This window comes from Aeromicrobium sp. 50.2.37 (assembly GCF_024655735.1).
GTDB lineage: Bacteria > Actinomycetota > Actinomycetes > Propionibacteriales > Nocardioidaceae > Aeromicrobium.
The window spans coordinates 1-22970 of sequence record NZ_JANLGG010000031.1; the positions used below are offsets into that span (position 1 = coordinate 1).

The 22970-nt window shown below is 73.0% G+C and carries 24 protein-coding genes and 1 tRNA gene; all 25 read left to right on the forward strand.

Annotated features, from left to right (window positions below; genetic code table 11):
- The first annotated feature begins 124 nt into the window (after positions 1 to 124).
- Complete coding sequence (gene recN, locus NUV38_RS14670; RefSeq protein ID WP_257729833.1) at positions 125 to 1810, forward strand: DNA repair protein RecN; 1686 nt, start codon at positions 125 to 127, stop codon at positions 1808 to 1810.
- A gap of 79 nt (positions 1811 to 1889) precedes the next feature.
- Positions 1890 to 3071, forward strand: a complete 1182-nt coding sequence (gene steA, locus NUV38_RS14675) for a putative cytokinetic ring protein SteA (protein ID WP_257729834.1) — start codon at positions 1890 to 1892, stop codon at positions 3069 to 3071.
- Positions 3072 to 3920 carry a copper transporter gene (locus NUV38_RS14680; RefSeq protein WP_257729835.1) on the forward strand — a complete coding sequence of 283 codons (849 nt, stop codon included), beginning with the start codon at positions 3072 to 3074 and terminating at the stop codon, positions 3918 to 3920.
- 159 nt (positions 3921 to 4079) lie between these two features.
- On the forward strand, positions 4080 to 5789 hold the full coding sequence (locus NUV38_RS14685; RefSeq protein ID WP_257729836.1) for a CTP synthase: 1710 nt from the start codon (positions 4080 to 4082) through the stop codon (positions 5787 to 5789).
- A 15-nt stretch (positions 5790 to 5804) separates the two neighbouring features.
- A complete protein-coding gene (locus NUV38_RS14690) occupies positions 5805 to 6413 on the forward strand; it encodes an NUDIX domain-containing protein (protein WP_257729837.1) in 609 nt (202 codons plus the stop codon).
- A 24-nt stretch (positions 6414 to 6437) separates the two neighbouring features.
- Positions 6438 to 7388: a site-specific tyrosine recombinase XerD gene (xerD, locus tag NUV38_RS14695; protein ID WP_257729838.1), complete on the forward strand. Its 951-nt coding sequence runs from the start codon at positions 6438 to 6440 to the stop codon at positions 7386 to 7388.
- A 144-nt stretch (positions 7389 to 7532) separates the two neighbouring features.
- Positions 7533 to 8381, forward strand: a complete 849-nt coding sequence (locus NUV38_RS14700) for a ParA family protein (protein ID WP_055968427.1) — start codon at positions 7533 to 7535, stop codon at positions 8379 to 8381.
- 2 nt (positions 8382 to 8383) lie between these two features.
- Entirely contained in the window at positions 8384 to 8725 is a 342-nt protein-coding gene (locus tag NUV38_RS14705) for a hypothetical protein (protein ID WP_374627346.1), read from the forward strand.
- The gene (locus NUV38_RS14710) at positions 8722 to 9621 is read left to right on the forward strand and encodes a ScpA family protein (RefSeq protein WP_257729840.1); all 900 of its coding nucleotides are present in this window, start codon (positions 8722 to 8724) and stop codon (positions 9619 to 9621) included. The genes NUV38_RS14705 and NUV38_RS14710 overlap by 4 nt, the downstream gene beginning before the upstream one ends.
- Positions 9614 to 10411: an SMC-Scp complex subunit ScpB gene (scpB, locus tag NUV38_RS14715; protein WP_257729841.1), complete on the forward strand. Its 798-nt coding sequence runs from the start codon at positions 9614 to 9616 to the stop codon at positions 10409 to 10411. Before NUV38_RS14710 ends, scpB begins: the two co-directional genes overlap by 8 nt.
- On the forward strand, positions 10398 to 11138 hold the full coding sequence (locus tag NUV38_RS14720) for a pseudouridine synthase (RefSeq protein ID WP_257729842.1): 741 nt from the start codon (positions 10398 to 10400) through the stop codon (positions 11136 to 11138). Before scpB ends, NUV38_RS14720 begins: the two co-directional genes overlap by 14 nt.
- The gene (locus tag NUV38_RS14725; RefSeq protein ID WP_257729843.1) at positions 11135 to 12187 is read left to right on the forward strand and encodes a prephenate dehydrogenase; all 1053 of its coding nucleotides are present in this window, start codon (positions 11135 to 11137) and stop codon (positions 12185 to 12187) included. Before NUV38_RS14720 ends, NUV38_RS14725 begins: the two co-directional genes overlap by 4 nt.
- A gap of 53 nt (positions 12188 to 12240) precedes the next feature.
- Positions 12241 to 12912 carry a (d)CMP kinase gene (cmk, locus tag NUV38_RS14730; RefSeq protein WP_257729844.1) on the forward strand — a complete coding sequence of 224 codons (672 nt, stop codon included), beginning with the start codon at positions 12241 to 12243 and terminating at the stop codon, positions 12910 to 12912.
- Positions 12909 to 13631: a 1-acyl-sn-glycerol-3-phosphate acyltransferase gene (locus NUV38_RS14735; RefSeq protein ID WP_257729845.1), complete on the forward strand. Its 723-nt coding sequence runs from the start codon at positions 12909 to 12911 to the stop codon at positions 13629 to 13631. The genes cmk and NUV38_RS14735 overlap by 4 nt, the downstream gene beginning before the upstream one ends.
- Positions 13624 to 14976, forward strand: coding sequence for a ribosome biogenesis GTPase Der (gene der, locus NUV38_RS14740; protein ID WP_257729846.1), 1353 nt, complete (start codon positions 13624 to 13626; stop codon positions 14974 to 14976). The genes NUV38_RS14735 and der overlap by 8 nt, the downstream gene beginning before the upstream one ends.
- Positions 14977 to 15093: 117 nt before the next feature.
- The gene (locus NUV38_RS14745) at positions 15094 to 15909 is read left to right on the forward strand and encodes a pseudouridine synthase (RefSeq protein ID WP_257729868.1); all 816 of its coding nucleotides are present in this window, start codon (positions 15094 to 15096) and stop codon (positions 15907 to 15909) included.
- Between the two features lie 49 nt (positions 15910 to 15958).
- Positions 15959 to 16032, forward strand: a tRNA-Pro gene (locus tag NUV38_RS14750).
- A 165-nt stretch (positions 16033 to 16197) separates the two neighbouring features.
- Entirely contained in the window at positions 16198 to 16479 is a 282-nt protein-coding gene (locus NUV38_RS14755; protein ID WP_257729847.1) for a YrhK family protein, read from the forward strand.
- A 150-nt stretch (positions 16480 to 16629) separates the two neighbouring features.
- Positions 16630 to 17457: an amidohydrolase family protein gene (locus NUV38_RS14760; protein ID WP_257729848.1), complete on the forward strand. Its 828-nt coding sequence runs from the start codon at positions 16630 to 16632 to the stop codon at positions 17455 to 17457.
- 90 nt (positions 17458 to 17547) lie between these two features.
- Positions 17548 to 18072 (forward strand): MSMEG_0572/Sll0783 family nitrogen starvation response protein, encoded by a 525-nt coding sequence (locus NUV38_RS14765; protein ID WP_055968405.1) that lies wholly within the window; start codon positions 17548 to 17550, stop codon positions 18070 to 18072.
- Between the two features lie 10 nt (positions 18073 to 18082).
- Complete coding sequence (locus NUV38_RS14770) at positions 18083 to 19165, forward strand: MSMEG_0568 family radical SAM protein (protein WP_257729849.1); 1083 nt, start codon at positions 18083 to 18085, stop codon at positions 19163 to 19165.
- A 1-nt stretch (position 19166) separates the two neighbouring features.
- Entirely contained in the window at positions 19167 to 20573 is a 1407-nt protein-coding gene (locus NUV38_RS14775; RefSeq protein ID WP_257729850.1) for an MSMEG_0567/sll0787 family protein, read from the forward strand.
- Entirely contained in the window at positions 20570 to 21424 is an 855-nt protein-coding gene (locus NUV38_RS14780; RefSeq protein WP_257729851.1) for a carbon-nitrogen hydrolase family protein, read from the forward strand. The genes NUV38_RS14775 and NUV38_RS14780 overlap by 4 nt, the downstream gene beginning before the upstream one ends.
- Positions 21417 to 21719: an MSMEG_0570 family nitrogen starvation response protein gene (locus NUV38_RS14785; protein ID WP_257729852.1), complete on the forward strand. Its 303-nt coding sequence runs from the start codon at positions 21417 to 21419 to the stop codon at positions 21717 to 21719. Before NUV38_RS14780 ends, NUV38_RS14785 begins: the two co-directional genes overlap by 8 nt.
- Positions 21716 to 22969 (forward strand): MSMEG_0569 family flavin-dependent oxidoreductase, encoded by a 1254-nt coding sequence (locus NUV38_RS14790; protein ID WP_257729853.1) that lies wholly within the window; start codon positions 21716 to 21718, stop codon positions 22967 to 22969. Before NUV38_RS14785 ends, NUV38_RS14790 begins: the two co-directional genes overlap by 4 nt.
- Position 22970 lies beyond the last annotated feature (1 nt).

Sequence of the window (22970 nt, forward strand, 5' to 3'; positions counted from 1 at the left end):
GGCTCGCCCGGCTGCACGAGGCGCCGTTCGCGGACCGGCTGGTGCGCAAGTTCGACCTCCCGGTCGCGGGCTGGCGCGGCGCCGCCGAGCAGCGCGGTGCCGAGCGACGGGGCGGGGGTCGCTGATGTGGCAGCACCTGCGGCTCAGCTCCCTCGGCGTCATCGAGTCCGCCGAGCTCGAGCTCGACTCCGGCTTCACCGTCATCACCGGTGAGACCGGTGCCGGCAAGACGATGGTCGTCACGGCACTCGGCCTGCTGCGCGGTGGTCGGGCCGACCTCGGGCTCGTGCGCCACGGAGAGCGTCAGGCGCGGGTCGAGGCGAGCGTGGAGGTCGCGCCCGGCTCCACGGTGGGTCGGATCGTCGACGACGCCGGGGGAGCGGTCGACGACGACGTGCTCGTGCTGGGTCGCGTGCTGTCGGCGCAGGGGCGGTCGCGGGCCTTCGCCGGCGGAGCGACCGTGCCTGCCGCCCTGCTGGCAGAGGTCACCGACGAGCTGGTCGCGGTGCACGGGCAGTCGGACCAGCACCGCCTGCTGCGCGGACCGGCCCAGCGCGCGGCTCTGGACGCCTTCGCCGGTGAGCCGCTCGCGGACCTGCTCGCGGAGTACACCCCGCAGCACGCTCGGCTGAAGGCGGCGCACGCTCGGGTGCGCGAGCTCACGGAGCACGCCCAGGAGCGTGCCCGCGAGCTCGACCTCCTGCGCCACGGACTCGCCGAGATCGAGGCGGTCGAGCCGCTCGAGGGCGAGGACGACCAGCTCGTGGCCGAGGAGGGGCGCCTCGCCCACGCCGAGGCACTCGCCCGTGCCGCCCTCGCGGCGCACGAAGGTCTGGCGGGCGACCACGGGACGGCCGCGCGCGACGTCGTGGCCGTGGCCACCGCGGCCCTGCAGGACGTCGCCGGCCACGACCCGACGCTCGACGAGCTGACGACACGGCTGCGCGAGGTCGGGATCCTGCTCGACGAGGTGTCCGCCGACCTGAGTGCGTACGCCGACGGGGTGGAGGTCGACCCGGCGCGGCTCGCGGCCGTCCAGGAGCGCCGAGCGGCGATCGTCTCGTTGCAGCGCAAGTACGGACCCGGCGTCGCCGACGTGCTCGCATGGCAGCAGAAGGCCGCCACGAGCGTGGAGGACCTGGACCACGACGACCAGGCCATCGCCGAGCTCGAGGACGAGATCGCGCGGCTGACCCCGCAGGTCCACGACCTCGCGCGGCGGATGAGCGAGGTCCGGCGCGAGGCGGGGGAGCGGCTGGGCGCCTTGGTATGCGAGGAGCTCGCCCAGCTCGCCATGCCGTCGGCGCGGCTCGAGGTGGCGGTGCGCGTGGCCGACGACGCCGTCCTGTCCGCGCACGGCCTCGACGAGGTCGAGCTGCTGTTCGCCGCCAACAACGGTGCCGCGCCGCGACCGCTGGCCAAGGGGGCCAGTGGCGGTGAGCTCTCGCGACTCATGCTGGCGCTCGAGGTGGTGCTCGCCGACCGGACCACGGTCCCCACGCTCGTCTTCGACGAGGTCGACGCCGGCATCGGCGGTCGCGCCGCGGTCGAGGTGGGTCGCCGGCTGGCCCGTCTCTCGCGCGGCCCCCAGGTGCTCGCGGTCACCCACCTGCCCCAGGTGGCGGCCTTCGCCCACCACCACTTCCACGTGACCAAGGACGACGACGGCAACGTCACGTCCAGCAGCGTGGTGCGTCTGGACGGTCAGGCGCGCGTCGACGAGCTCGCCCGCATGCTGGCCGGCCAGGACGACTCCGAGGCCGCCCAGGCCCACGCACGCGAGCTGCTGGACCTGGCGCAGCAGCAGTAGCCGGCGCAGTGGCGGGCCGGGGACGCGCCGGGCCCGCGCTGCGCGGCCGGGGAGGATCCCCGTGCCACGATGGACGACGATGTCTCGACGAACCCGCCCCTCCGAAGGTGCAGCCGACGACACGACCGACGACATCGTCGGCGTCGTGCGCTTCGCCCGCACCGGTGACGCCTCCTCCAAGGCGTTGCGCGACGGCGACATCGCCGTCGTCGACCTGCCCGACCTCGACCGCGGCCAGGCCGAGGCGCTCGTGGCCCGCAACGTCCGCGCGGTCCTCAACGCGGCGGAGTCCTCCACCGGCCGCTTCCCGAACCTCGGGCCCCAGGTCCTGGCCGACGCAGGCGTCACCCTCATCGACCACGTGGGCGCCGGCATCTGGTCGCGACTGCGCAGCGGCGACACGGTGCGCATCGCGGACGGCAAGGTCTTCAAGGACGAGGTCCTCGTCGCTCAGGGCCACATGGTCGACGACGCGACCCGCTCCCAGCGGCTCGGCGTCGCCGAGCGCGACCTCGCCACCCGCCTGGGGTCCCTCACCGCCAACGCGTCGGACCACCTCGAGCGCGAGCGCGAGCTGCTGCTCGAGGGCGCGCGCATCCCGCGACTCGCGACCCGTCTGCGCGGTCGACCCGTCGTGGTCGTCTCACGGACCTACGGATGGCAGGACGACCTCAAGCGGATCCGGCGCTGGATCAGGGACTCCGGCGCCGTCGTCGTCGGTGTGACGGCCGGTGCCGACGCGTTGCTCGACGCCAAGATCACCCCCGACGTCGTCATCGGCCACCTCGACGACCTCTCCGACCGGGCCCTGCGCAGCGGGGCCGACGTCGTGGTCGTGACGTCCTCGGGACGCAGCGAGGGACACGAGCGGTTCGAGCGGGCCGGTGTCGACGTCGCGACGTTCACCGCCTCCGGGGCGCCGAGCGACCTCGCGATCCTGCTGGCCGACTCCAACGACGCGCCCGTCATCGTCGAGGTCGGCGCACCCCGCGGGCTGGTGGAGTTCCTCGAGCGGGGCACCGCCGAGGTCGCCAGCTCGTTCGTCACCCGGCTGCGCGCGGCGAGCACGCTCGTCGACGCACGTGCCGTGGCCCACTTCACCCGACGCACCATGCCCGCCTGGCCCGTGCTGCTCGTCCTGGTCGCGGGGGTGCTGGCCGTCGTCGCGGCGATCGGCGTCACCCCGACCGGTCGCGACTGGTACGACGCGCTGGGCGACAGCGTGGGCGATCTCCGAACCTGGCTCGAAGGACTGCTGTAGATGATCACCTTCCGGTACCACCTCGTCTCCATCGCAGCCGTGCTCCTCGCACTGGCCGCCGGTGTCGCACTCGGAGCGGGCGTGCTCGACGAGTCGCTCTCGGCACCCGAGGACGGCAGCGCGAGCACCGGCGGCGACGCCGCACTCGCCTCCTTCGAGGACGGCTACGCGGCCCGGACCTCGTCCGGCCTCATCGACGGGTCGCTGGACGACCGTTCGGTGGTCGTGCTGACCCTGCCCGGCGCACGGGACGACGAGGTCGCCGGTGTGCGCCGTGACCTCGAGCGGGCCGGTGCCACGGTGACCGGGACCGTGGGCCTGACCGCGAAGCTCCTCGACCCGGGCAACCGCCAGTTCGCCGAGAGCGTCGCCGAGGAGGCGGCCCCCGACGCCAGCGGCGAGGGGTACACGCGGGTGGGCGCAGCGCTCGGCAGCTCGGTGCTGGGCGATGCCGGCGGCGAGCTCGACGAGACGGCGCGCACCGTGGCGTCCGCCTTCGACGAAGGTGGACTCACGACCGCCGAGGAGGCTCCCGACACCTTCGCCGACCTGGCCGTGGTGGTCACGGGTCCCTCACGTGTCGGCGACGCCGCCGAGGTCCTGTCCGGCCTGGTGCGCTCGATCGCCGGGTCCGGCACCGGTGCCCTCGTCGCGGGCCCGTCGTCGGCGAGCCGCGAGGGTGGGGCCGTCGACGTGGTGCGGCGGGAGGCCTCGCAGGTCTCCACCATCGACGTGATCGACTCCGCGGCCGGGCGCGCGGTCACGGCTCTCGCGCTGGCGCGGGCCGCCGACGGCGAGACGGGCTCCTGGGGCACGTCGCGCAGCAACGACGGACCCGTCCCCGAGTAGCACGGACCCGCGCGGCGCGTCGCGCCCGGGCTGGTCACGGGCGGGGTCGGGAGCGGCTACACTGGAATCCCGTGGAGCAGTGACGGCCCCGGCCGGCCCGCACGGATCGTCCGACACCCTCGCTGCGCCGCATCCAGGCCCACGACCACGGGAGTCACCTTGCAGGGCAGCGCCGTCACCAAGCACGTCTTCGTCACCGGCGGGGTCGCCTCCTCGCTCGGCAAGGGGCTCACCGCCTCGTCGCTCGGACGACTGCTGAAGTCCCGCGGTCTGCGGGTCACGATGCAGAAGCTCGACCCCTACCTCAACGTCGATCCCGGGACGATGAACCCGTTCCAGCACGGCGAGGTGTTCGTCACCGACGACGGGGCCGAGACCGACCTCGACATCGGCCACTACGAACGCTTCCTCGACGAGGACCTCGTGGGTCGCGCGAACGTGACCACCGGACAGGTGTACTCCGAGGTCATCGCCCGGGAGCGCCGCGGCGACTACCTCGGCGACACCGTGCAGGTCATCCCGCACATCACGAACGAGATCAAGGACCGGATGCTCGCCATGGGCGGGCCCGACGTCGACGTCGTGATCCACGAGATCGGCGGCACGGTCGGCGACATCGAGAGCCAGCCGTTCCTGGAGTCGGCCCGCCAGGTGCGTCACGAGATCGGCCGCGGGCACGTGTTCTTCCTGCACGTGTCGCTGGTGCCGTTCATCGGTCCGTCCGGTGAGCTGAAGACCAAGCCCACGCAGCACTCGGTCGCGGCGCTGCGCTCGATCGGCATCCAGCCCGACGCCATCGTCTGCCGCTCCGACCGCGAGATCCCCGAGTCGGTCAAGCGCAAGATCTCGCTCATGTGCGACGTCGACACCGAGGCCGTCGTCACCGCGAGCGACGCCCCGTCGATCTACGACATCCCCAAGGTGGTGCACCGCGAGGGTCTCGACGCCTACGTCGTGCGCCGTCTCGACCTGCCGTTCCGCGACGTCGACTGGACCGAGTGGGACGCACTGCTGCGCCGGGTCCACCAGCCGGCCGACGAGGTGACCATCGCGCTGGTCGGCAAGTACGTCGACCTGCCCGACGCCTACCTCTCGGTGGCGGAGGCGCTGCGGGCCGGTGGCTTCGCCAACGACGCGAAGGTGAACCTGCGCTGGGTGCCCTCCGACGAGTGCGCGACCGAGTCGGGTGCGGCACGGCACCTCGGCGACGTCGACGGCATCTGCGTGCCCGGCGGCTTCGGCATTCGCGGCATCGAGGGCAAGATCGGTGCGCTGCACCTCGCCCGGACCCGCGGCATCCCGACCCTCGGCCTGTGCCTGGGCCTGCAGTGCATCGTGATCGAGCACGCCCGGAACGTGGCCGGCATCCCCGGGGCGAGCTCCACCGAGTTCGACCCCGACGCGAGCGACCCGGTGATCGCCACCATGGCCGAGCAGCACGCGTTCGTCGAGGGCGCCGGCGACCTGGGCGGCACCATGCGGCTCGGCCTGTACGAGGCGGCCCTGGCGCCCGGCAGCATCGTGGCGGGCGTCTACGGCGCCGACAAGGTCGAGGAGCGCCACCGGCACCGCTACGAGGTCAACAACGGCTACCGCGAGCAGCTCGAGCAGTCCGGACTGGTCTTCAGCGGCACCTCGCCCGACGGCACGCTCGTGGAGTTCGTCGAGCTTCCGGCCGACGTGCACCCGTTCTACGTCGCCACGCAGGCGCACCCCGAGCTGCGCTCGCGTCCCACCCGCCCGCACCCGCTCTTCGCCGGTCTCGTGAAGGCCGCCCTCCAGCGCCAGCGCGAGACCCGGCTGCCCGTCGACGTGCCCGTCACGGCCGGTGAGGTGGCCGCGGCCGACCCGGACCTCCCGACGGACTGACGAGGTGACCACGTCGTGAGCCCGCACCCCACGCTGCCCGGCGAGGTCGTGGCCGACGTCGCGGACCGGGCCGCGTCCTGGCCGGTCACGTCGTCGCGCGAGGTCTTCGCGAGCGGCTACCTGGGCGTCGACGTCGACGTCATCCAGGACCCGCGGGGCGAGGAGCACCACCGGGTGGTCGTGCGCCCGCACGGTGCCGTCGGTGTCCTGGCGATCGACGACGACGACCGCGTGCTGCTCGTGGAGCAGTACCGGCACCCGGTGCAGCAGCGTGTGCTCGAGCTGCCCGCCGGCACGCTCGACGTGGCGGGGGAGCAGACCCAGGAGGCGGCGGCGCGCGAGCTCGCCGAGGAGGCCGACGTGACGGCCGAGCACTGGGCCTCGCTGCTCACGCTGCTGGCGAGCCCCGGCTACTCCAGCGAGGCGTTCGAGGTGTTCCGCGCGACCGGTCTGCGTCCGGTCCCCGCCGACGAACGCACGGAGCGGCTGGCCGAGGAGGCCGACATGCAGCAGTGGTGGGTCCCGTTCGAGACGGTGGTCTCCGCGGTGCTCGACGGCCGCGTCCGCGACGCGATGACCTGCGCCGGCGTGCTCGCCGAGCTGGCCCACCGCCAGGCCCGCTGAGTGACGCCCGATGAGTGAGGCCCGATGAGCGACGGGGCGGCGACCGGCCCCGGCGACCTCGACCGGGCCGTCCTCGACTACCTCGGTCACCTCGGCGTCGAGCGGGGCCTGGCCACGAACACCCTCGGCAGCTACCGCCGCGACCTGCGGCGGTACCGCGAGCACCTCCACGGTGCCGACGTCCACGACGTCGCCGACGTCACCGAGACCGACGTGCTGGCCTTCCTGGCGGCCCTGCGCACCGGGAACGACGAGCACCCGCCCCTGGGTGCCTCCAGCGCGGCGCGCGCCGTGGTGGCCGTCCGGGGGTTCCACAGGTTCTGCCTGCGTGAGCAGCTGGTGGCGCAGGACGTCACGGCCGCGGTCAAGCCGCCGCGACCGGCCTCCAGGCTTCCCAAGGCGCTCCCGCTGGCCGACGTCGAGGCGATTCTCGAGGCCTCCGGCGCGGCGGGCACCAGCCTGGCCAAGCGCGACCGAGCCCTGCTCGAGGTCCTGTACGGGACCGGGGCCCGCATCTCCGAGGCCGTCGGTCTCGACGTCGACGACGTCGACCTCGAGGAGGGCACCGCCCTGCTGCGCGGCAAGGGCGGCAAGCAGCGGCTCGTGCCCGTCGGCTCCTTCGCCAGAGGTGCGATCACCGACTACCTGACCGTGGCGCGGCCGGGGCTCGTGTCGGTGACGGGCACCGGTGGCGCCGCCCTGTTCCTCAACGCGCGAGGTGGACGGCTGAGCCGGCAGAGCGCCTGGACGGTCTTGGTGCGCGCCGCCCGCGCGGCCGGCGTCGGGGTCGACGTCTCGCCCCACACCCTGCGCCACTCCTTCGCCACCCACCTGCTCGACGGCGGCGCCGACGTGCGCGTGGTGCAGGAGCTGCTCGGGCACGCGTCGGTGACGACCACGCAGATCTACACGCTCGTGACGGTCGACCGGCTGCGCGAGGTCTACGCGACGTCGCACCCCAGAGCTGGCTACTGAGAGCTGATTGCTGAGTGCCGGTCACGGGGTGCCGGCTGCTGAGTGCCGGTCCCTGAGTGCCGGCTGCCGAGAGCCACCCACGGATCGCGATACAGTGACACGACGATCGCCGGGCAGGCGACCAACGCGGCGTGAAGGAGACAGATGAGCGACGACCTCGGGCCCACCGGACGCCCACGACCGGACTTCCCCGAGCCGTCCCCCCGCCGCGGTGGGCAGCCTGCGCAGATCATCGCGATGTGCAACCAGAAGGGCGGCGTGGGCAAGACCACGACCACGATCAACCTGGGTGCCGCCCTCGTCGAGGCCGGCCGACGCGTGCTGCTGCTCGACTTCGACCCGCAGGGGTCGCTCACGGTCGGGCTCGGCTTCAACGCCCACGAGCTCGAGCAGTCGATCTACCACGTGCTGATGGACCGCGAGCTCACGCTCAAGGACATCGTCCTCGAGACCGCGGTGCCCGGCCTGGACCTCGTCCCGGCCAACATCGACCTCTCGGCCGCCGAGATGCGCCTGGTGACCGAGGTCGGTCGTGAGCAGGTGCTCGCCCGTGCGCTGCACCCCGTGCTGCACGACTACGACGTGGTCCTCATCGACTGCCAGCCGTCGCTCGGCCTGCTCACGGTGAACGCCCTCACGGCGGCCGACGGCGTGATCATCCCGCTCGAGTGCGAGTACTTCGCGCTCCGGGGTGTGGCGCTGCTCAAGGAGACCATCGAGAAGGTGCGCGACCGCACGAACTTCGACCTCAAGATCATCGGTCTGCTCGGCACCATGTACGACGGGCGCACCCTCCACGGCCGCGAGGTGCTGCAGACGCTCGTGCAGGGGTGGGGCGACCTGGTCTTCCACACCGTCATCCGGCGCACGGTCAAGTTCTCCGACGCCACGGTCGCGGGCCTGCCGATCACCGAGTTCGCGGGCGGGTCTCCGGGTGCCGCGTCGTACCGTCAGCTGGCCCAGGAGGTGCTGCATCGATGCCCCGACGCGTGAGCATGCCCGGGGCGGACGAGCTGTTCCGCCCCACCGCCCCCGCGTCCCAGGCCCGCAAGCCCAACGCCGGCGGTGCGGACGGCACGCCGGCGCAGGGGCGGGACGACGCGTCGCAGGCCGCGCCGCGTGACAGCGGGCGGGTCAAGCACGACGAGAAGATGACGGTGTACGTCACCTCGGCCGAGCTGCTGGCGATCGAGCAGGCCCGGCTCGGGCTGCGCGGCACCGTGGGGCGCAACGTCGACCGCGGCCGACTCGTGCGCGCCGCCATCGCGCTGGCCCTGGAGGACCTCGAGCTCCGGGGCGAGGAGAGCGACCTCGCCCGTCGCCTCGGCTCCGCATGAGCCTGCCGCCGGTCGACGAGGCCAGCCCCGACACGGTCGTCACGGTCGGGGGCGGCACGGACGGGATCGACGAGGGGAAGGGCTTCCACGTCGACGTCGGGGTCTTCGAGGGACCGTTCGACCTCCTGCTCTCGCTCATCTCCAAGCACCAGCTCGACATCACCGAGGTCGCGCTCTCGACGGTGACGTCCGAGTTCATCGGCTACGTGCGCGAGCTGGGCGGCGACCTCGAGCAGACCACCCAGTTCCTGGTGGTCGCCGCGACGCTGCTCGACCTCAAGACCGCTCGGCTCCTGCCCCAGGCCGACGTGGAGGACGAGGAGGACCTCGCCCTCCTGGAGGCGCGCGACCTGCTGTTCGCCCGCCTCATGCAGTACCGGGCCTTCAAGCAGGTGGCGCGGTTCGTCGCGGACCGGCTGGCCACCGAGGGGCGCCGCCACCCCCGCCAGGTCGGTCTCGAGCCGCGCTTCGCGGCGCTGCTGCCCGAGGTGATCGTGTCCGTCGGGCCGGACGAGCTGGCCGCCCTGGCCGCGCGGGCGCTCGAGCCGAGGCCCGAACCGATGGTCTCGCTCGCCCACCTGCACGCGCCCACCGTGAGCGTGCGTGAGCAGGCCCACCTCGTGGTCGACCGGCTGCGCCGCGAGCGGAGCACCACCTTCCGAGCGCTGACGGCCGACGCCGACCTGATGACCACCGTGGCGCGCTTCCTGGCCCTGCTGGAGCTGTTCCGCGAGGGTGTGGTCGGCTTCGAGCAGGCCACCCCGCTCGGCGACCTGCACCTGCGCTGGACCGGCACCGACGACGCGGACGTCGACATCGACGTCGGCGACGAGTTCGACGGCGGTCCGGTCGAGGAGCCCGCCGCACCGACCACACCGGAGGACGACGATGTCTGAGGACACGACCGAGACCCCGCTGGAGACCTTCACGCAGGACGGGACCGACGACGGGGGCCGTGAGGCCGCAGAGCCTGGGGCACCGGCCTCGGACCCGTCGCTGCCCCGTGGCCCGCACGAGCTGGAGCTCGAGCTGCTGGAGCTGCGACCGGCCCTGGAGGCCGTGCTCATGGTCGCCGACCAGCCACTCGACCACCTGACGCTCGCGCAGGCCGTCGGCCACCCGCCGGCCGAGGTCGAGGCGGCGCTGGGGGCGCTCGCCGCGGAGTACGACGAGCAGGCGCGCGGCTTCGAGCTGCGCAACGTCGGCGGAGGGTGGCGCTACTTCACCCGTGAGACGTTCGCCCCCGCGGTGGAGCGCTTCGTGCTCGACGGCCAGCAGGCCAGGCTCACCCAGGCGGCGCTGGAGACCCTGGCCGTGGTGGCGTACCGGCAGCCGATCAGCCGGTCGCGCATCTCGGCGATCCGCGGCGTGAACGTCGACGGCGTGGTCCGCACCCTCGTGACGCGCGGACTGCTCGAGGAGGCCGGCACCGACAGCGAGAGCGGCGCCTTCCTCTACCGCACGACCAGCTACTTCCTCGAGCGGATGGGGCTGGCCTCCCTCGCCGAGCTCCCCGACATCGCGCCCATGCTGCCCGAGATCGAGGAGATGGACGACGAGGTCGTGTCCGCGACGGCACCTGCGGACGCTGCGGGACCCGAGGACGCGATCGACGACCCGCAGCCCGAGGAGCAGGACGGCGTGCCCGCCCCCGAGTCCGACGAGGTGCCGCATGACCAGCGGTGAGGTCGAGGGCGTGCGCCTGCAGAAGGTGCTCGCGCAGGCCGGCGTGGGGAGTCGGCGTCGTTGCGAGGAGCTCATGGCCACCGGCCGGGTGGAGGTCAACGGCGAGGTCGTGACGCAGATGGGGGTCCGCGTCGACCCGCTCGCCGACCTGGTGCGCGTCGACGGCCGACGCATCCCTCCGCCGTCGGACCACGTGTACCTCGTGCTCAACAAGCCACGCGGCGTCGTCTCGAGCATGGCCGACGAGCAGGGGCGCCGAGACCTCACGGAGTTCGTGGCCGGCCGCGAGGAACGCCTGTTCCACGTCGGCCGCCTCGACACGGACACGTCGGGGCTGCTCCTGCTGACCAACGACGGCGACCTCGCCCACCGGCTGGCCCACCCCTCGTTCGAGATCACCAAGACCTACGTGGCCCTCGTCGAGGGTGCCGTGGGTGACGCGGTGGGTCGGAGCCTGCGTGCCGGGGTGGACCTCGACGACGGCGCCGCCTCGGTCGACCGCTTCGTGGTGAAGGATCGCGGCCGGGGCCGTTCGCTCGTGGAGCTCGACCTGCACATGGGACGCAACCGCATCGTGCGGCGGCTGCTCGACGCCGTCGGGCACCCGGTCGTGGAGCTCACGCGGACCAGCTTCGGACCGGTGCGTCTGGGCGGTCTGTCGGTCGGTCGGTCGCGCGAGCTGTCACGCGAGGAGCTGGGGGACCTCTTCGATAGCGTGGCCCCATGACGTCGCTGCCCCCCACCCTGGTCGTGGGCTGTGGCCTCATCGGCACCTCCGTGGCTCTCGCGCTGCGTGAGCACGGGATCGACGTGCACCTCACCGACCGCGACCCCGAGCACGTCGCCGCCGCCGTCGAGCGGGGTGCGGGTAGCCCGGAGCCCGTGCGCGACCCCGCCCTCGTGGTGGTGGCCGTGCCGCCCGGCGCCACCGCGGCTGCGGTCCGCGAGGCGCTCGAGACCTTCCCCGAGGCCGTGGTCACCGACGTGGCGAGCGTCAAGGGCAGCGTCGTCCGCGCGCTCGACCGGACGAGTGGGATCGACCGCTACGTCGGGAGCCACCCGATGGCCGGCAGCGAACGGTCCGGCCCGCTGGCCGCCTCGGCGCGGCTCTTCGAGGGCCGTCCGTGGGTGATCACCCCCGTCGACGGCGCGGCCGACGCCGCCGTCCGGCTGGTCGAGGAGGTCGCCGTCATGCTCGGTGCGGTCCCGATCGTCATGGAGGCCGACGCCCACGACCGTGCGGTCGCCCTCGTCTCCCACGTGCCCCAGGTGCTGTCGACACTGGCGGCGGCACGCCTCGTCGACGCCCCGCCGGCTCACCTGGCCCTCGCCGGCCAGGGGCTGCGCGACGTGACCCGCATCGCCGGCAGCGACCCCGCACTGTGGCGCGACATCATCTCCACGAACGCCGCCGAGATCGGCCAGGTCCTCGGTGCCGTGCGCGACGACCTCGACGCCATGATCGCGGCGCTGCACGACCGCGACGCCGTCGGCACGGTGCTCGAGGCCGGTCGTGCCGGGACCCGGTCCATCCCCGGCAAGCACGGCGGGGACCCCGTCGAGCTCGTCGTGGTCAACGTCCAGATCCCCGACACGCCGGGGGCGCTGTCACGGCTGTTCGCGCACGTGGGGGAGTCGGGCGTCAACATCGAGGACCTGCGCATCGACCACGAGCTCGGTCGTCCGGTCGGCCTCGTCGAGATCTCCGTCGCGGCCGAGCGGGCCGACACCCTGGTGGAGCGCCTCGCCGACCAGGGCTGGTCGGCCTACCGTTGACCCGTCCCACCTCGTCCCTCACCCCGTACCAGCACCCCAAGGAGTCATCCCCTGTGAGCAGCACCCTCGTCGTCGCCGTCGACGGACCGTCCGGCTCGGGCAAGTCGAGCACCGCGCGGGGAGTCGCGACGCGGCTGTCGCTGGCCTACCTCGACACCGGGGCGATGTACCGCGCCGTCACGTGGGCGCTGCTCCAGCGCGGCACCGACCTCGGCGACCCCGACGCCATCGCCCGCGACGCGGCCGACGTCCAGATCGTCTCGGGCACCGACCCGGGGGCCCCCACCATCACGGCCGACGGGACCGACGTGTCGCAGGCCATCCGCGAGGACGACGTCACGGCGCACGTGAGTCCCGTCGCGGCGGTGCCGCAGGTGCGGACGCTCCTCGTCGAGCTGCAGCGCCGGGTCATCGCGTCGGCGGACCAGGGCATCGTCGTCGAGGGACGCGACATCGGTTCCACCGTCGCGCCCGACGCGGCCGTGAAGGTCTACCTGGTGGCCGACGCCGAGGCACGGGCGGCCCGCAGGGCCGCGGAGCGCGGCGGCGCGGACCAGGAGGCCACGGCCGCCTCGCTCGCCGCCCGCGACCGGATCGACTCCACGCGCGCCACGTCGCCCCTGACCCGCGCCGACGGCGCCGTCCAGATCGACGGCACCCACCTGAGCCTGGAGGAGGTCGTCGACGCCGTCGCCGCCCTGGTGGAGGAGGCCCGGACGGCGTGACCGAGCACCTCCTCTCCACAGCGCGGGGGAGTCGCCCTCCACAGGGCCTCCCGGAGACCGGGCTGCGGTTGCTCCGACCGCTCGCGCGGCGGTACCTGGACCGCCGGTGGGACGTGCGTCAGCGCGGTGAGCACCGGGTGCCCGACGACGGTCCCGTGATCTACGCGAGCAACCACATCGGGTGGCTCGACGGTCCGCTGCTCATCCTGTGCACCCCCAGGCCGGCCCACGCCCTGGTGAAGGTCGAGGCGTTCGAAGGTCGAACCGGACGCCTGCTGCGGTTCGCCGGGCAGATCCCGCTGGACCGGTTCCGACGCGACGTCGGGGCCCTGCGGACCGCGGCGGACGCGCTCGCGAGCGGCCAGTCGGTCGTCGTGTACCCCGAGGGCCTGCGCGGGGCCGGTGACGTGGCCCGGACGAAGGACGGCGTCGCCTGGCTCGCGATGGTGAGCGGCGCCCCGGTGGTGCCGGTCGCGATCTTCGGCACCCGCGCCCCGGGTGAGCCCTCCGAGAGCAGGCCCGAGCGTGGTTCCCGCATCGATGTCGTCTACGGTGAACCCTTACGGGACACGCCCGTCCCGTGGCCTCGCACGCGGGCCCACGTGGCCGAGGTCGGGCGTCGGATCACCGAGCACCTGCGGCACCACGTCGAGTGGGCCGCGGCCACCGGGCACCTGCAGCTGCCCGGTCCCCTGCCCCGAGGAAGTACCGATGTCTGACACCCCCGCCCGCGAGCCGGTCGACCCCGCTCTGCCCGTCCTCGCGATCATCGGCCGTCCGAACGTCGGCAAGTCGACCCTCGTCAACCGCATCATCGGACGCCGCGAGGCCGTCGTCGAGGACGTCCCGGGCGTCACCCGCGACCGCGTGCCGTACGACGCGGAGTGGAACGGCAAGGCCTTCACGGTCGTCGACACCGGCGGCTGGGACCCCGACGCACGCGGACTCGCCGAGCGCATCGCCGCCCAGGCCGAGGTGGCCGTCCAGGCCGCCGACGCCGTGCTGTTCGTCGTCGACGCCACGGTCGGCATCACCGACGCCGACGCGGCCGTGGTCAAGATCCTGCGGGCGGCCAAGAAGCCGGTCGTGCTCGCGGCGAACAAGGTCGACGACCAGCGCAGCGAGCTCGAGGCCGCATCGCTCTGGAACCTCGGCCTGGGCGAGCCCTACCCCGTCTCGGCCCTGCACGGTCGTGGCAGCGGCGACATGCTCGACGCCATCCTGGCCGTCCTGCCCGACGCGCCGCCGGACCGCGACCCCGAGGTCGGCGGCCCGCGTCGCGTCGCAATCGTCGGCAAGCCCAACGTCGGCAAGTCCAGCCTGCTGAACCAGCTGGCGGGGGAGTACCGCGTCGTCGTGGACGACGCGTCGGGCACCACGGTCGACCCGGTCGACGAGCTCGTCGAGCTGGGCGGTCGCGAGTGGCGCTTCATCGACACCGCCGGCATCCGCCGTCGGGTGCGCGAGGCCTCCGGACACGAGTACTACGCCAGCCTGCGCACGTCCACCGCGGTGGAGCGCGCCGAGGTGGCCGTCGTGATCGTCGATGCCAGCCAGCCGTTCACCGAGCAGGACATCCGCATCGTCACGTCGGTGGCGGAGACCGGCCGGGCCCTCGTCGTGGCGTTCAACAAGTGGGACCTCGTCGACGAGGAGCGGCGCTACTACCTGGAGCGCGAGATCGAGCGCGAGCTCGTGCAGGTGCAGTGGGCGCCGCGGATCAACTTCGCGGCCCGCACGGGCTGGCACGTCGACCGTCTGGTGCGGGCGCTCGACGCCGCGCTGGAGGGGTGGGAGACCCGCATCGGCACCGGTGCGCTGAACGCGTTCCTCGGCCGACTCGTGGCCGAGCACCCGCACCCGGTGCGCGGTGGCAAGCAGGCCAAGATCCTGTTCGGCACCCAGGCGTCGACGGCGCCGCCCACCTTCGTCCTCTTCACGTCCGGCAAGCTCGAGGCCGGCTACCTCCGGTTCGTCGAGCGTCGTCTGCGCGAGGAGTTCGGGTTCGTCGGCACGCCCATCCACATCCAGCAGCGTCCGCGCGAGAAGCGCGGCAGGCGCTGACCCGAGGTGCCGCCACGCTCACCGCTGCCGCCACGTCACGGGCTCGGTGCGGCATGGGTGCGCACGCCCGACCACGACCGCACCCGTCCAGCGCCCGCGCCGACGCTGGGTGCGTGGCTGCGCGACAGGCTGCCCGAGCGGGTCGACGTCGGCGGCATGCTCGCCGCGGGCCGCTTCGTGCTGGGCGACGGCACGCCGCTCGTCGGTGACGAGCCCTACCGCCCGCACACGTTCGTCTGGTTCCACCGCGACCTGCGCGACGAGCCCGAGGTGCCGGGGGACATGCCGGTGCTCCACGAGGACGACCGGCTGCTCGTGGTCGACAAGCCGGCCTTCCTCGCCACGATCCCGCGCGGGCGCCACGTGCGCCAGAGCGTCGTGGTCCGACTGCGCGACCAGCTCGGCCTGCCCGAGCTGACGCCCGCGCACCGGCTGGACCGGGTGACGTCCGGGGTCCTCGTGCTGGTCAAGGAACGGCGCTGGCGTGGTGCCTACCAGTCGCTGTTCGCCCACCGGGAGGTGCAGAAGACCTACCTGGCGCTCGCGCGGCACGACCCTGGGCTGTCGCTCCCGCTGACCGTGAGCAACCACGTGCGCAAGGACCGCGGCACCCTGCGTGCCGAGGTCGTGCCGCACGCCGCGGTGAACGCGGTGACCCACGTCGACCTCGAGGAGGTGCGCGGCGAGCTCGCGGTGTACCGCCTGAGCCCGGCCACGGGCCGCACCCACCAGCTGCGCCTGCACCTGTGCGGGCTGGGTGTCCCCATCGTCGGGGACCCGCTCTACCCCGACGTGCTCGACCTGCCCGTCGACGACATGAGCACGCCGTTGCAGCTCCTCGCCCGCACGCTGTCCTTCGTCGACCCGGTCGACGAGCGGCCACGGACCTTCACGAGTGGGCGGAGCCTGCCGCTCACCGTCGACGCCCCATGACCTCGCGCCGGTGCGCCGTCCAGCGTGGGGTAGGGTTGCGGAGGTTCATCGGGCTGTAGCGCAGCTTGGTAGCGCACCTGACTGGGGGTCAGGGGGTCGCAGGTTCAAATCCTGTCAGCCCGACCGAGGAAACCGCAGGTCGGAGGCCGTTCCCGCTCGTCGCGGGGGCGGCCTCCGCCTCGTTCTCAGCCTCTCGGACGCGGTCGTCGGCCATGGGCGCCGCGGGGTCCCGACGGGGCCGCGGGAGGTCGGTGCCAGGCTGGGCAGGACGTCGAGAGGAACCGGACGATGAGCAAGGACGACGACCTCACGCTGACCGTGGGCCGCGAGACGCTGGTGATCCGCCAGCGGTACGAGACGTTGAGCATCGTCAACGACGTCCTCGTGGCCCTCTGGTTCCTGGCCGGGAGCATCCTGTTCTTCTGGGAGTCCACCACCACGATCGGCACCTGGTTCTTCGTGGCCGGGAGCGTGGAGCTCCTCGTCCGACCGCTGATCCGGCTCGTGCGCCGCTTCCACCTGCAGCGTGCCGGCGACCCCAGCCGACGGGACGACTTCCTCGACGGGTGATGCACTCGCCCGGTGACGCTCGGCCCGGGTGAGGGGCGAACCGGTCACGACGGGGCTGCGAGGGCGTCGAAACAAGAACGACATCACCGCTTATCGCGGGTTTGTTCCGGACGTGACCAGCCTGAAACGACGGCCAGGCTGACTTGGAGCATGGCCAGCACGCAGCTCGACTCCCATCGCCACATCGGTGCGCTGCCGGCCTACCCGTTCTACGGGGGCCCGGCGATCCGTGCCGACGTCACCGCCAAGGCGACCGTGGCCGAGCTCGTCACGACCCTCGACGCCGAGGGAACGGAGCGGGCACTCGTCCTGCCCAACTACGGCGTCCCGGTCCCCGACGCGGCCTTCGACCTCAACCCACTCGCGATCGAGGCCGCGCAGAAGGACGACCGCATCAGCTGCGGGCTGTGGGTCTCGCCCAAGGCCTCGGACGCGGCTCGCAACGACGCCGCGCTCGCGCTGGTGGGGGAGCAGGGCGTGAAGGCGCTGAAGACGAGCTTCCTGCTCGGAGGCAGCCCGTCCGACCCGGACTGCGCCGAGCAGATCGACCGCATCTTCACGACAGCAGCGGCCCATGACCTCGTCGTCCACGTGCACACGTCGCCGGGAGCGGCCTCGGACGTCGACGAGGTCGGCACGCTCGTCGAGCGGTACGGCGACGACACGAAGATCCACCTGGTCCACCTCGGTGGTGGCATGAGCGGCCACATGAAGCTGATCGGCGGTCGCCTCTTCGACTGGATCGAGGCGGGCAAGCAGGTCTACACCGACACGTCGTGGACCATCGGCTTCGCGCCAGCCTGGCTGGTCCAGGAGATCGAGAGGCGCGGCGTCGGCCACGACCGGATCCTCTTCGCCACCGACGCCCCGTGGGGCGACTTCGAGGGCGAGCACGCGCGCCTCGCCGCCGCCGCCGGTGACGGCGAGCTGGCCGACTACTTCTTCCGCCGCAACTTCGAGGCGCTCTACGGCACCTAGCCCCCTCAGTCCCTGGACCACACCGACGTGGCGCCAGTGCACGACCGATCGCAGCACCCGACCGCAGGACCGATCACCAGGAGAAGCCGCATGACCGACATCGACGACCAGATCGCCGAGAACATCGCCAAGTCGCTCGCCGAGATCCCGCACCCCTCGCAGCCGAAGGGCACGAACCTCTACGGCTCGACGAAGCTGTTCCCCGACTACCAGGCCGAGGACGGCGAGTCGTACTTCACCCTCGTCCACGGCATCCCGCACGAGTCGTCGGTGAGCTTCGTCGCGATCCTGCAGGCCACCCGCGCGCTGCGGAAGGGCTTCGACTCAGCGATGTACTTCTACGGCCCCGGCACGCTCGCCTGCATGGCGACCCGTGGCTTCCCGACGACCGGTGACGCCGGCTTCCCGGGCGAGCTCAACATGAACGCCTCCCTCGAGACGTTCATCGGCGAGGGCGGCACGGTCTACTGCTGCCGCTTCGGGCTCGCCCTGCACGGGCTCCGCGAGGAGGACCTGATCGAGGGCGTCATCCCGGCGCACCCGCTCGACGTGCAGGACGCGCTGATCCACTACGCCCGCAAGGGCGCCATCATCAACTCGACGTACAACCTCTGAGGCGGCCGGGATGACCGCACCGTCCTCCGAGGAGACGCGCACCAGCACACGGGTCGACGTCGCGATCCAGGGCATCCGCCTGCTCGACGCCCCGCTCACCCGACCCAACGGTGCGGGCCCGAGCGCCGACGGTCACGTGCTCCTCGACGGGGTCGGTGCGGCCATCCCGCTCAACCCGCGCAGCCCCTACTCCGTCGATGGCGGACGCCTGCTCCTCGACGGCGCCGACACCGGGCTCGGCGTCGAGGCGGTGTCCCGGCCGGCCTTCTACGACCTGACCACCTCCGACGGCACCAGCATGGAGAAGATCGCCCGTCTCCACGCGGCCGACGTGCTGGCCACGACGGTCGTGCAGACCTGCATGCGCTACGACGAGTCCGACCGCTGCCGATTCTGCGCCATCGAGCAGTCACTGGAGCAGGGCACGACGATCGCGGTGAAGACTCCACAGCAGGTCGCGGAGGTGGCGAAGGCCGCCCACGACCTGGACGGCATCACCCAGATGGTCATGACCACCGGGACCTCGCGGGGGCGTGACCGGGGAGCGACGCACCTGGCCCGCTGCGTCAGGGCGGTCCGGGCCGTCCTTCCGGACCTCCCGATCCAGGTGCAGATCGAGCCGCCGGCCGACCTCGGGTCGATCACCGAGCTGTACGAGGCCGGTGCCCGGTCCGTCGGGATCCACGTCGAGTCGATGGACGACGAGGTGCGTCGCCGCTGGACGCCGGGCAAGGCGACGGTGTCGCTCGAGGAGTACCGGGCAGCGTGGCGCGAGGCCGTCCGTGTCTTCGGGCACAACCAGGTCTCCACCTATCTCCTGGTCGGGCTCGGGGAGGACCCCGACGAGCTCGTCGCCGCGGCGCAGGAGCTCATCGAGATGGGCGTCTACCCCTTCGTCGTCCCGTTCCGTCCGCTCGCGGGCACGCTCGCCACCGACGTGGACCACGCCCCGGCTCCGGCCGCGTCGAAGGTCGGCTCGGTGACGATCCGGGTGGCCGCGGCGCTGCGCCGGTCCGGGATGGCCGGGTCCGACCAGGCCGCAGGCTGTGCTGCGTGCGGTGCCTGCTCCGCCCTCAGCTGCGAGGGGGCCTGACATGACGGTCGACAACGGCATCCTCACGGGTTCTCGCCGCGTCCATGCCGCGGCCACGGAGGCCTTCCTCGTGGTCGAGGCCGACCTGCGGGAGATCGATGCGTACCGACTGCTGCGACGCGAGGTCTTCGTCCGGGAGCAGGGGCTGTTCGAGGGCCACGACCACGACGACGTCGACGACGACCCGCGCACCATCGTGCTCGTCGCACGCACGAACGACGGCGAGGTGCTCGGAGGCGTCCGCCTGCACCCGGCGCCGCACCCGTCGACGGCCGGCCGCGACATCGGCTGGTGGCGGGGGAGCCGGCTCGCGGTGCTGCCGACGGCACGTCGCGGCGTCGGCGTCGGTGCAGCACTGGTGCGGGCCGCCTGCGCCCGTGCCGAGTCCGCGGGCGCGCTGCGCTTCGACGCGCTGGTCCAGGCTCGTCATGCGGTGCTGTTCACGCGGCTCGGGTGGCAGGTCCAGGAAGACACCGTCCTGCTGGGGCACCCGCACGTCCGAGTCGACTGGCCGATCGGTCGCGTGCAGCGGCTCGCCGCAGCGACGAAGGCGCCGCTCGGTGCCCTCCTGGCCGGGCTCGACGGACCGGCCGGGTTCCGCGGGGACGACGGCGTCCCGGTGCCGGGCTCGGACCTGGTCGCCGCGTGCGACGCGATCCTGCCGTCGATGGTCGAGCGTGATCCGGAGTGGGCAGGCTGGTGCGCGGCCCTGGTCAACCTCAACGACCTGACGGCGATGGGCGCGGACCCGGTCGGGTTGCTGGACGCCGTGGGTGCCCGGGACGCCTCGTTCGCGCAGCGCATCATGTCCGGGCTCCGTTCCGCGGTCCAGGCCTGGCGCGTGCCCGTGCTCGGTGGTCACACCCAGCTCGGCGTGCCCGCTGCCCTGTCCGTCACCGCCCTGGGCCGCACGTCGCGCCCGGTGCCCGGCGGCGGTGCGCGCCCGGGCGAGGCGGTGCGGCTGACCGCCGATCTGGGTGGGGGGTGGCGGCCCGGCTACAGCGGGGCCCAGTGGGACTCCTCGTCGCACCGCTCCGGCGAGCAGCTGCGTGCCCTGGGCCGGACCGTCGGCTCCCTCGCGCCGACGGCGGCGAAGGACGTCAGCATGTCCGGCCTCGTGGGCAGCACGGGCATGCTCGCCGAGGCCAGCGGTGTCCGCGCCCTTCTGGACGTCGAGCACGTGCCGACGCCGCGAGGCGCCACGCACGGGGACTGGTTCACCTGCTTCCCCGGCTTCGCGATGGTCACCACCGACCGACCGACGGCGGACCCGGGCGACCTGCCCGGATTCGTCACCTCACGGGTCTGCGGCGAGATCACCGCCGGGACCGGAGTCGGGCTGCGTTGGCCCGACGGAGTGGAGACGGAGGCCGTCCGCGGTCCCGTCACCGGAATGGGAGCAGCATGACCACCTTCGCAGCCGTCTCGGAGAACTTCGGTCGCGACGTCGACCAGAACCTCGCGCGCATCGCCGAGATCGTGGGCTCGGCCCGAGGAGGCGGGGTGGACCTGCTCGCCCTGCCGGAGGCCTGCCTCGGCGGGTACCTCTCGGTCCTCGGGCGCGGCCGGGACGGGAGCCACGACGAGCAGCCCGAGTCGCTGCCGCCCGTCATGGACGTGGAGGGGCCCGAGCTGCGTCGCGTCGCCGAGATCGCCGGCGACATGACTCTCGTCGTGGGGCTCTGCGAGTCCGACGGGTCGACCCGGTACAACAGCGCGGCGGTCGTCTCGGGGGACGGGGTGATCGGCGTCCACCGGAAGGTGCACCAGCCGCTCGGCGAAGGTCTGTTCTACGCCGCAGGGGAGACCTTCCAGGCGTTCTCGACGCCGGTCGGCCGCCTCGGCGCCCTGATCTGCTACGACAAGGCCTTCCCCGAGGCGGCGCGTGCGCTCGCCCTCGACGGGGCGGAGGTCGTCGCCTGCATCTCGGCCTGGCCGGCCTCGCGCACGGCGACGGCGGGCGACCTGGCCGACGATCGCTGGACCCACCGGTTCGACCTGTTCGACAGCGCACGGGCCCTGGAGAACCAGATCGTCTGGGTCGCCTCGAACCAGGTGGGCACCTTCGGCTCCCTCAGGTTCGTCGGGAGCGCGAAGATCGTCGGTCCGGGCGGTGACGTCCGCGCGACGACCGGCACGGACGGTGGCACGGCCGTCGCGAGCCTCGACGTCCGCGCCGAGCTCGAGGGGGCTCGTCGGGCCATGTTCCACCTCGGTGACCGGCGTCCGGAGACCTACCGGGAGCCGGCCCATGCCTGAGATGACCTTCTCGGTGCGCTGGCCCGACGGCCGGGTCGAGCCCTGCTACTCGCCCTCGCTGGTGGTGCACGACCACCTCGAGGTCGGCCGGAGCTACCCCGTCGAGGAGTTCGTCCGGCGCTCGTCGGACGCTCTCGCCGTCGCGAGTGACCGTGTCCGGGCGCGGTACGGCTTCGCCTGCAGTGCCTCGGCCGCGTCGCGCGAGCGGATCGAGACGGCCGCGTCGGCGTTCGCCCCCGACGCCACCGTCGAGGTCGTCGCGATGCACCCGCCCCTGTCAGGAGGACCGGCATGACCATCCCCGTCGCGATCGTCGGAGCCGGGCAGGCAGGCCTCTCTGTCAGCCACCACCTCACGGCGCAGGGGGTCGAGCACGTGCTCCTCGAGTCCGGCACGCCGGCCCACGAGTGGGCGGACAGCCGGTGGGACAACTTCACGCTGGTGACGCCCAACTGGCACTGCCGTCTCCCCGGCTACGTCTACGACGGTCCCGACCCCGACGGGTTCATGACCCGCGACGAGGTCGTCGCGTGGCTGGCCGGCTACGTGCGCACGTTCGACCCGCCCGTGCGCTGCCACACCCGCGTGGCGGAGGTGCGTGAGCGAGAGGGCGGCGGGTTCGTCCTGGACCTCGAGACCCCCCAGGGTCGGGAGACGATCGAGGCCCAGGACGTGGTCGTCGCCACCGGCGGCTACCACCGGCCGATCGAACCGGCGTTCGCGCGGGCCATCGACCCGTCCGTCGTCCAGCTGCACTCGCAGGAGTACCTGCGGGCCGACCAGCTCCCGGCCGGCGCCGTCCTCGTGGTGGGGACGGGCCAGTCCGGCGCGCAGATCGCCGAGGACCTCCACCTCGAGGGCCGTCAGGTCCACCTCGCCCTCGGCAACGCGCCCAGGGTGGCGCGGACCTACCGTGGCCGGGACTGCATGACCTGGCTCGCCGACATGGGCCTCTACGACACGGCCGTGCAGCAGTACCCGGGCGGGCTCGCCGCGCGCGAGAAGACCAACCACTACGTCACCGGTCGCGACGGCGGGCGGGACATCGACCTGCGCGCCTTCGCGCGCGAGGGCATGCGCCTCTACGGGGCCGTCGTCGACGCCCAGGGCACCGTGCTCGACGTCGCGCCGACGTTGACGGCCTCGCTCGACGCCGCCGACGCCGTCTACACCTCCATCCAGCGGGACATCGACCGCTTCATCGAGCGCGAGGGGATCGAGGCCCCGACCGAGGCGCCGTACGTGCCGCCGTGGGCGCCCGAGGAGGACCCGACGACCCTGGACCTCGCCGGCGAGGGGGTCACGTCGATCGTGTGGGCGATCGGCTACCGCCCCGACTACCGATGGCTCCGCGTCGGTGTCTTCGACGGCACGGGGCGGCCGACCCACACCCGCGGCGTGACGTCGGTGCCCGGCCTGTACTTCGTCGGCCTCCCGTGGATGCACACCTGGGGGTCGGGGCGCTTCCTCGGTGTCGCCGCCGACGCCGGCCACGTGGCCGACTGCATCACGGGTGCGCTCCGCCCGGTGGTGCAGGAGGCCTGAC

Bases quoted from the DNA above. Each gene is read 5' to 3' on its own strand.
- NUV38_RS14700 (WP_055968427.1), top strand. From the start codon at position 7,533: ATGAGCGACGACCTCGGGCCCACCGGACGCCCACGACCGGACTTCCCC.
- recN (WP_257729833.1), top strand. From the start codon at position 125: ATGTGGCAGCACCTGCGGCTCAGCTCCCTCGGCGTCATCGAGTCCGCC.
- NUV38_RS14720 (WP_257729842.1), top strand. From the start codon at position 10,398: ATGACCAGCGGTGAGGTCGAGGGCGTGCGCCTGCAGAAGGTGCTCGCG.
- NUV38_RS14705 (WP_374627346.1), top strand. From the start codon at position 8,384: ATGCCCGGGGCGGACGAGCTGTTCCGCCCCACCGCCCCCGCGTCCCAG.
- NUV38_RS14770 (WP_257729849.1), top strand. From the start codon at position 18,083: ATGACCGCACCGTCCTCCGAGGAGACGCGCACCAGCACACGGGTCGAC.
- NUV38_RS14725 (WP_257729843.1), top strand. From the start codon at position 11,135: ATGACGTCGCTGCCCCCCACCCTGGTCGTGGGCTGTGGCCTCATCGGC.
- xerD (WP_257729838.1), top strand. From the start codon at position 6,438: ATGAGCGACGGGGCGGCGACCGGCCCCGGCGACCTCGACCGGGCCGTC.
- steA (WP_257729834.1), top strand. From the start codon at position 1,890: ATGTCTCGACGAACCCGCCCCTCCGAAGGTGCAGCCGACGACACGACC.
- NUV38_RS14760 (WP_257729848.1), top strand. From the start codon at position 16,630: ATGGCCAGCACGCAGCTCGACTCCCATCGCCACATCGGTGCGCTGCCG.
- NUV38_RS14780 (WP_257729851.1), top strand. From the start codon at position 20,570: ATGACCACCTTCGCAGCCGTCTCGGAGAACTTCGGTCGCGACGTCGAC.
- NUV38_RS14775 (WP_257729850.1), top strand. From the start codon at position 19,167: ATGACGGTCGACAACGGCATCCTCACGGGTTCTCGCCGCGTCCATGCC.
- NUV38_RS14755 (WP_257729847.1), top strand. From the start codon at position 16,198: ATGAGCAAGGACGACGACCTCACGCTGACCGTGGGCCGCGAGACGCTG.
- NUV38_RS14790 (WP_257729853.1), top strand. From the start codon at position 21,716: ATGACCATCCCCGTCGCGATCGTCGGAGCCGGGCAGGCAGGCCTCTCT.
- NUV38_RS14680 (WP_257729835.1), top strand. From the start codon at position 3,072: ATGATCACCTTCCGGTACCACCTCGTCTCCATCGCAGCCGTGCTCCTC.
- NUV38_RS14785 (WP_257729852.1), top strand. From the start codon at position 21,417: ATGCCTGAGATGACCTTCTCGGTGCGCTGGCCCGACGGCCGGGTCGAG.
- NUV38_RS14765 (WP_055968405.1), top strand. From the start codon at position 17,548: ATGACCGACATCGACGACCAGATCGCCGAGAACATCGCCAAGTCGCTC.
- der (WP_257729846.1), top strand. From the start codon at position 13,624: ATGTCTGACACCCCCGCCCGCGAGCCGGTCGACCCCGCTCTGCCCGTC.
- NUV38_RS14710 (WP_257729840.1), top strand. From the start codon at position 8,722: ATGAGCCTGCCGCCGGTCGACGAGGCCAGCCCCGACACGGTCGTCACG.
- scpB (WP_257729841.1), top strand. From the start codon at position 9,614: ATGTCTGAGGACACGACCGAGACCCCGCTGGAGACCTTCACGCAGGAC.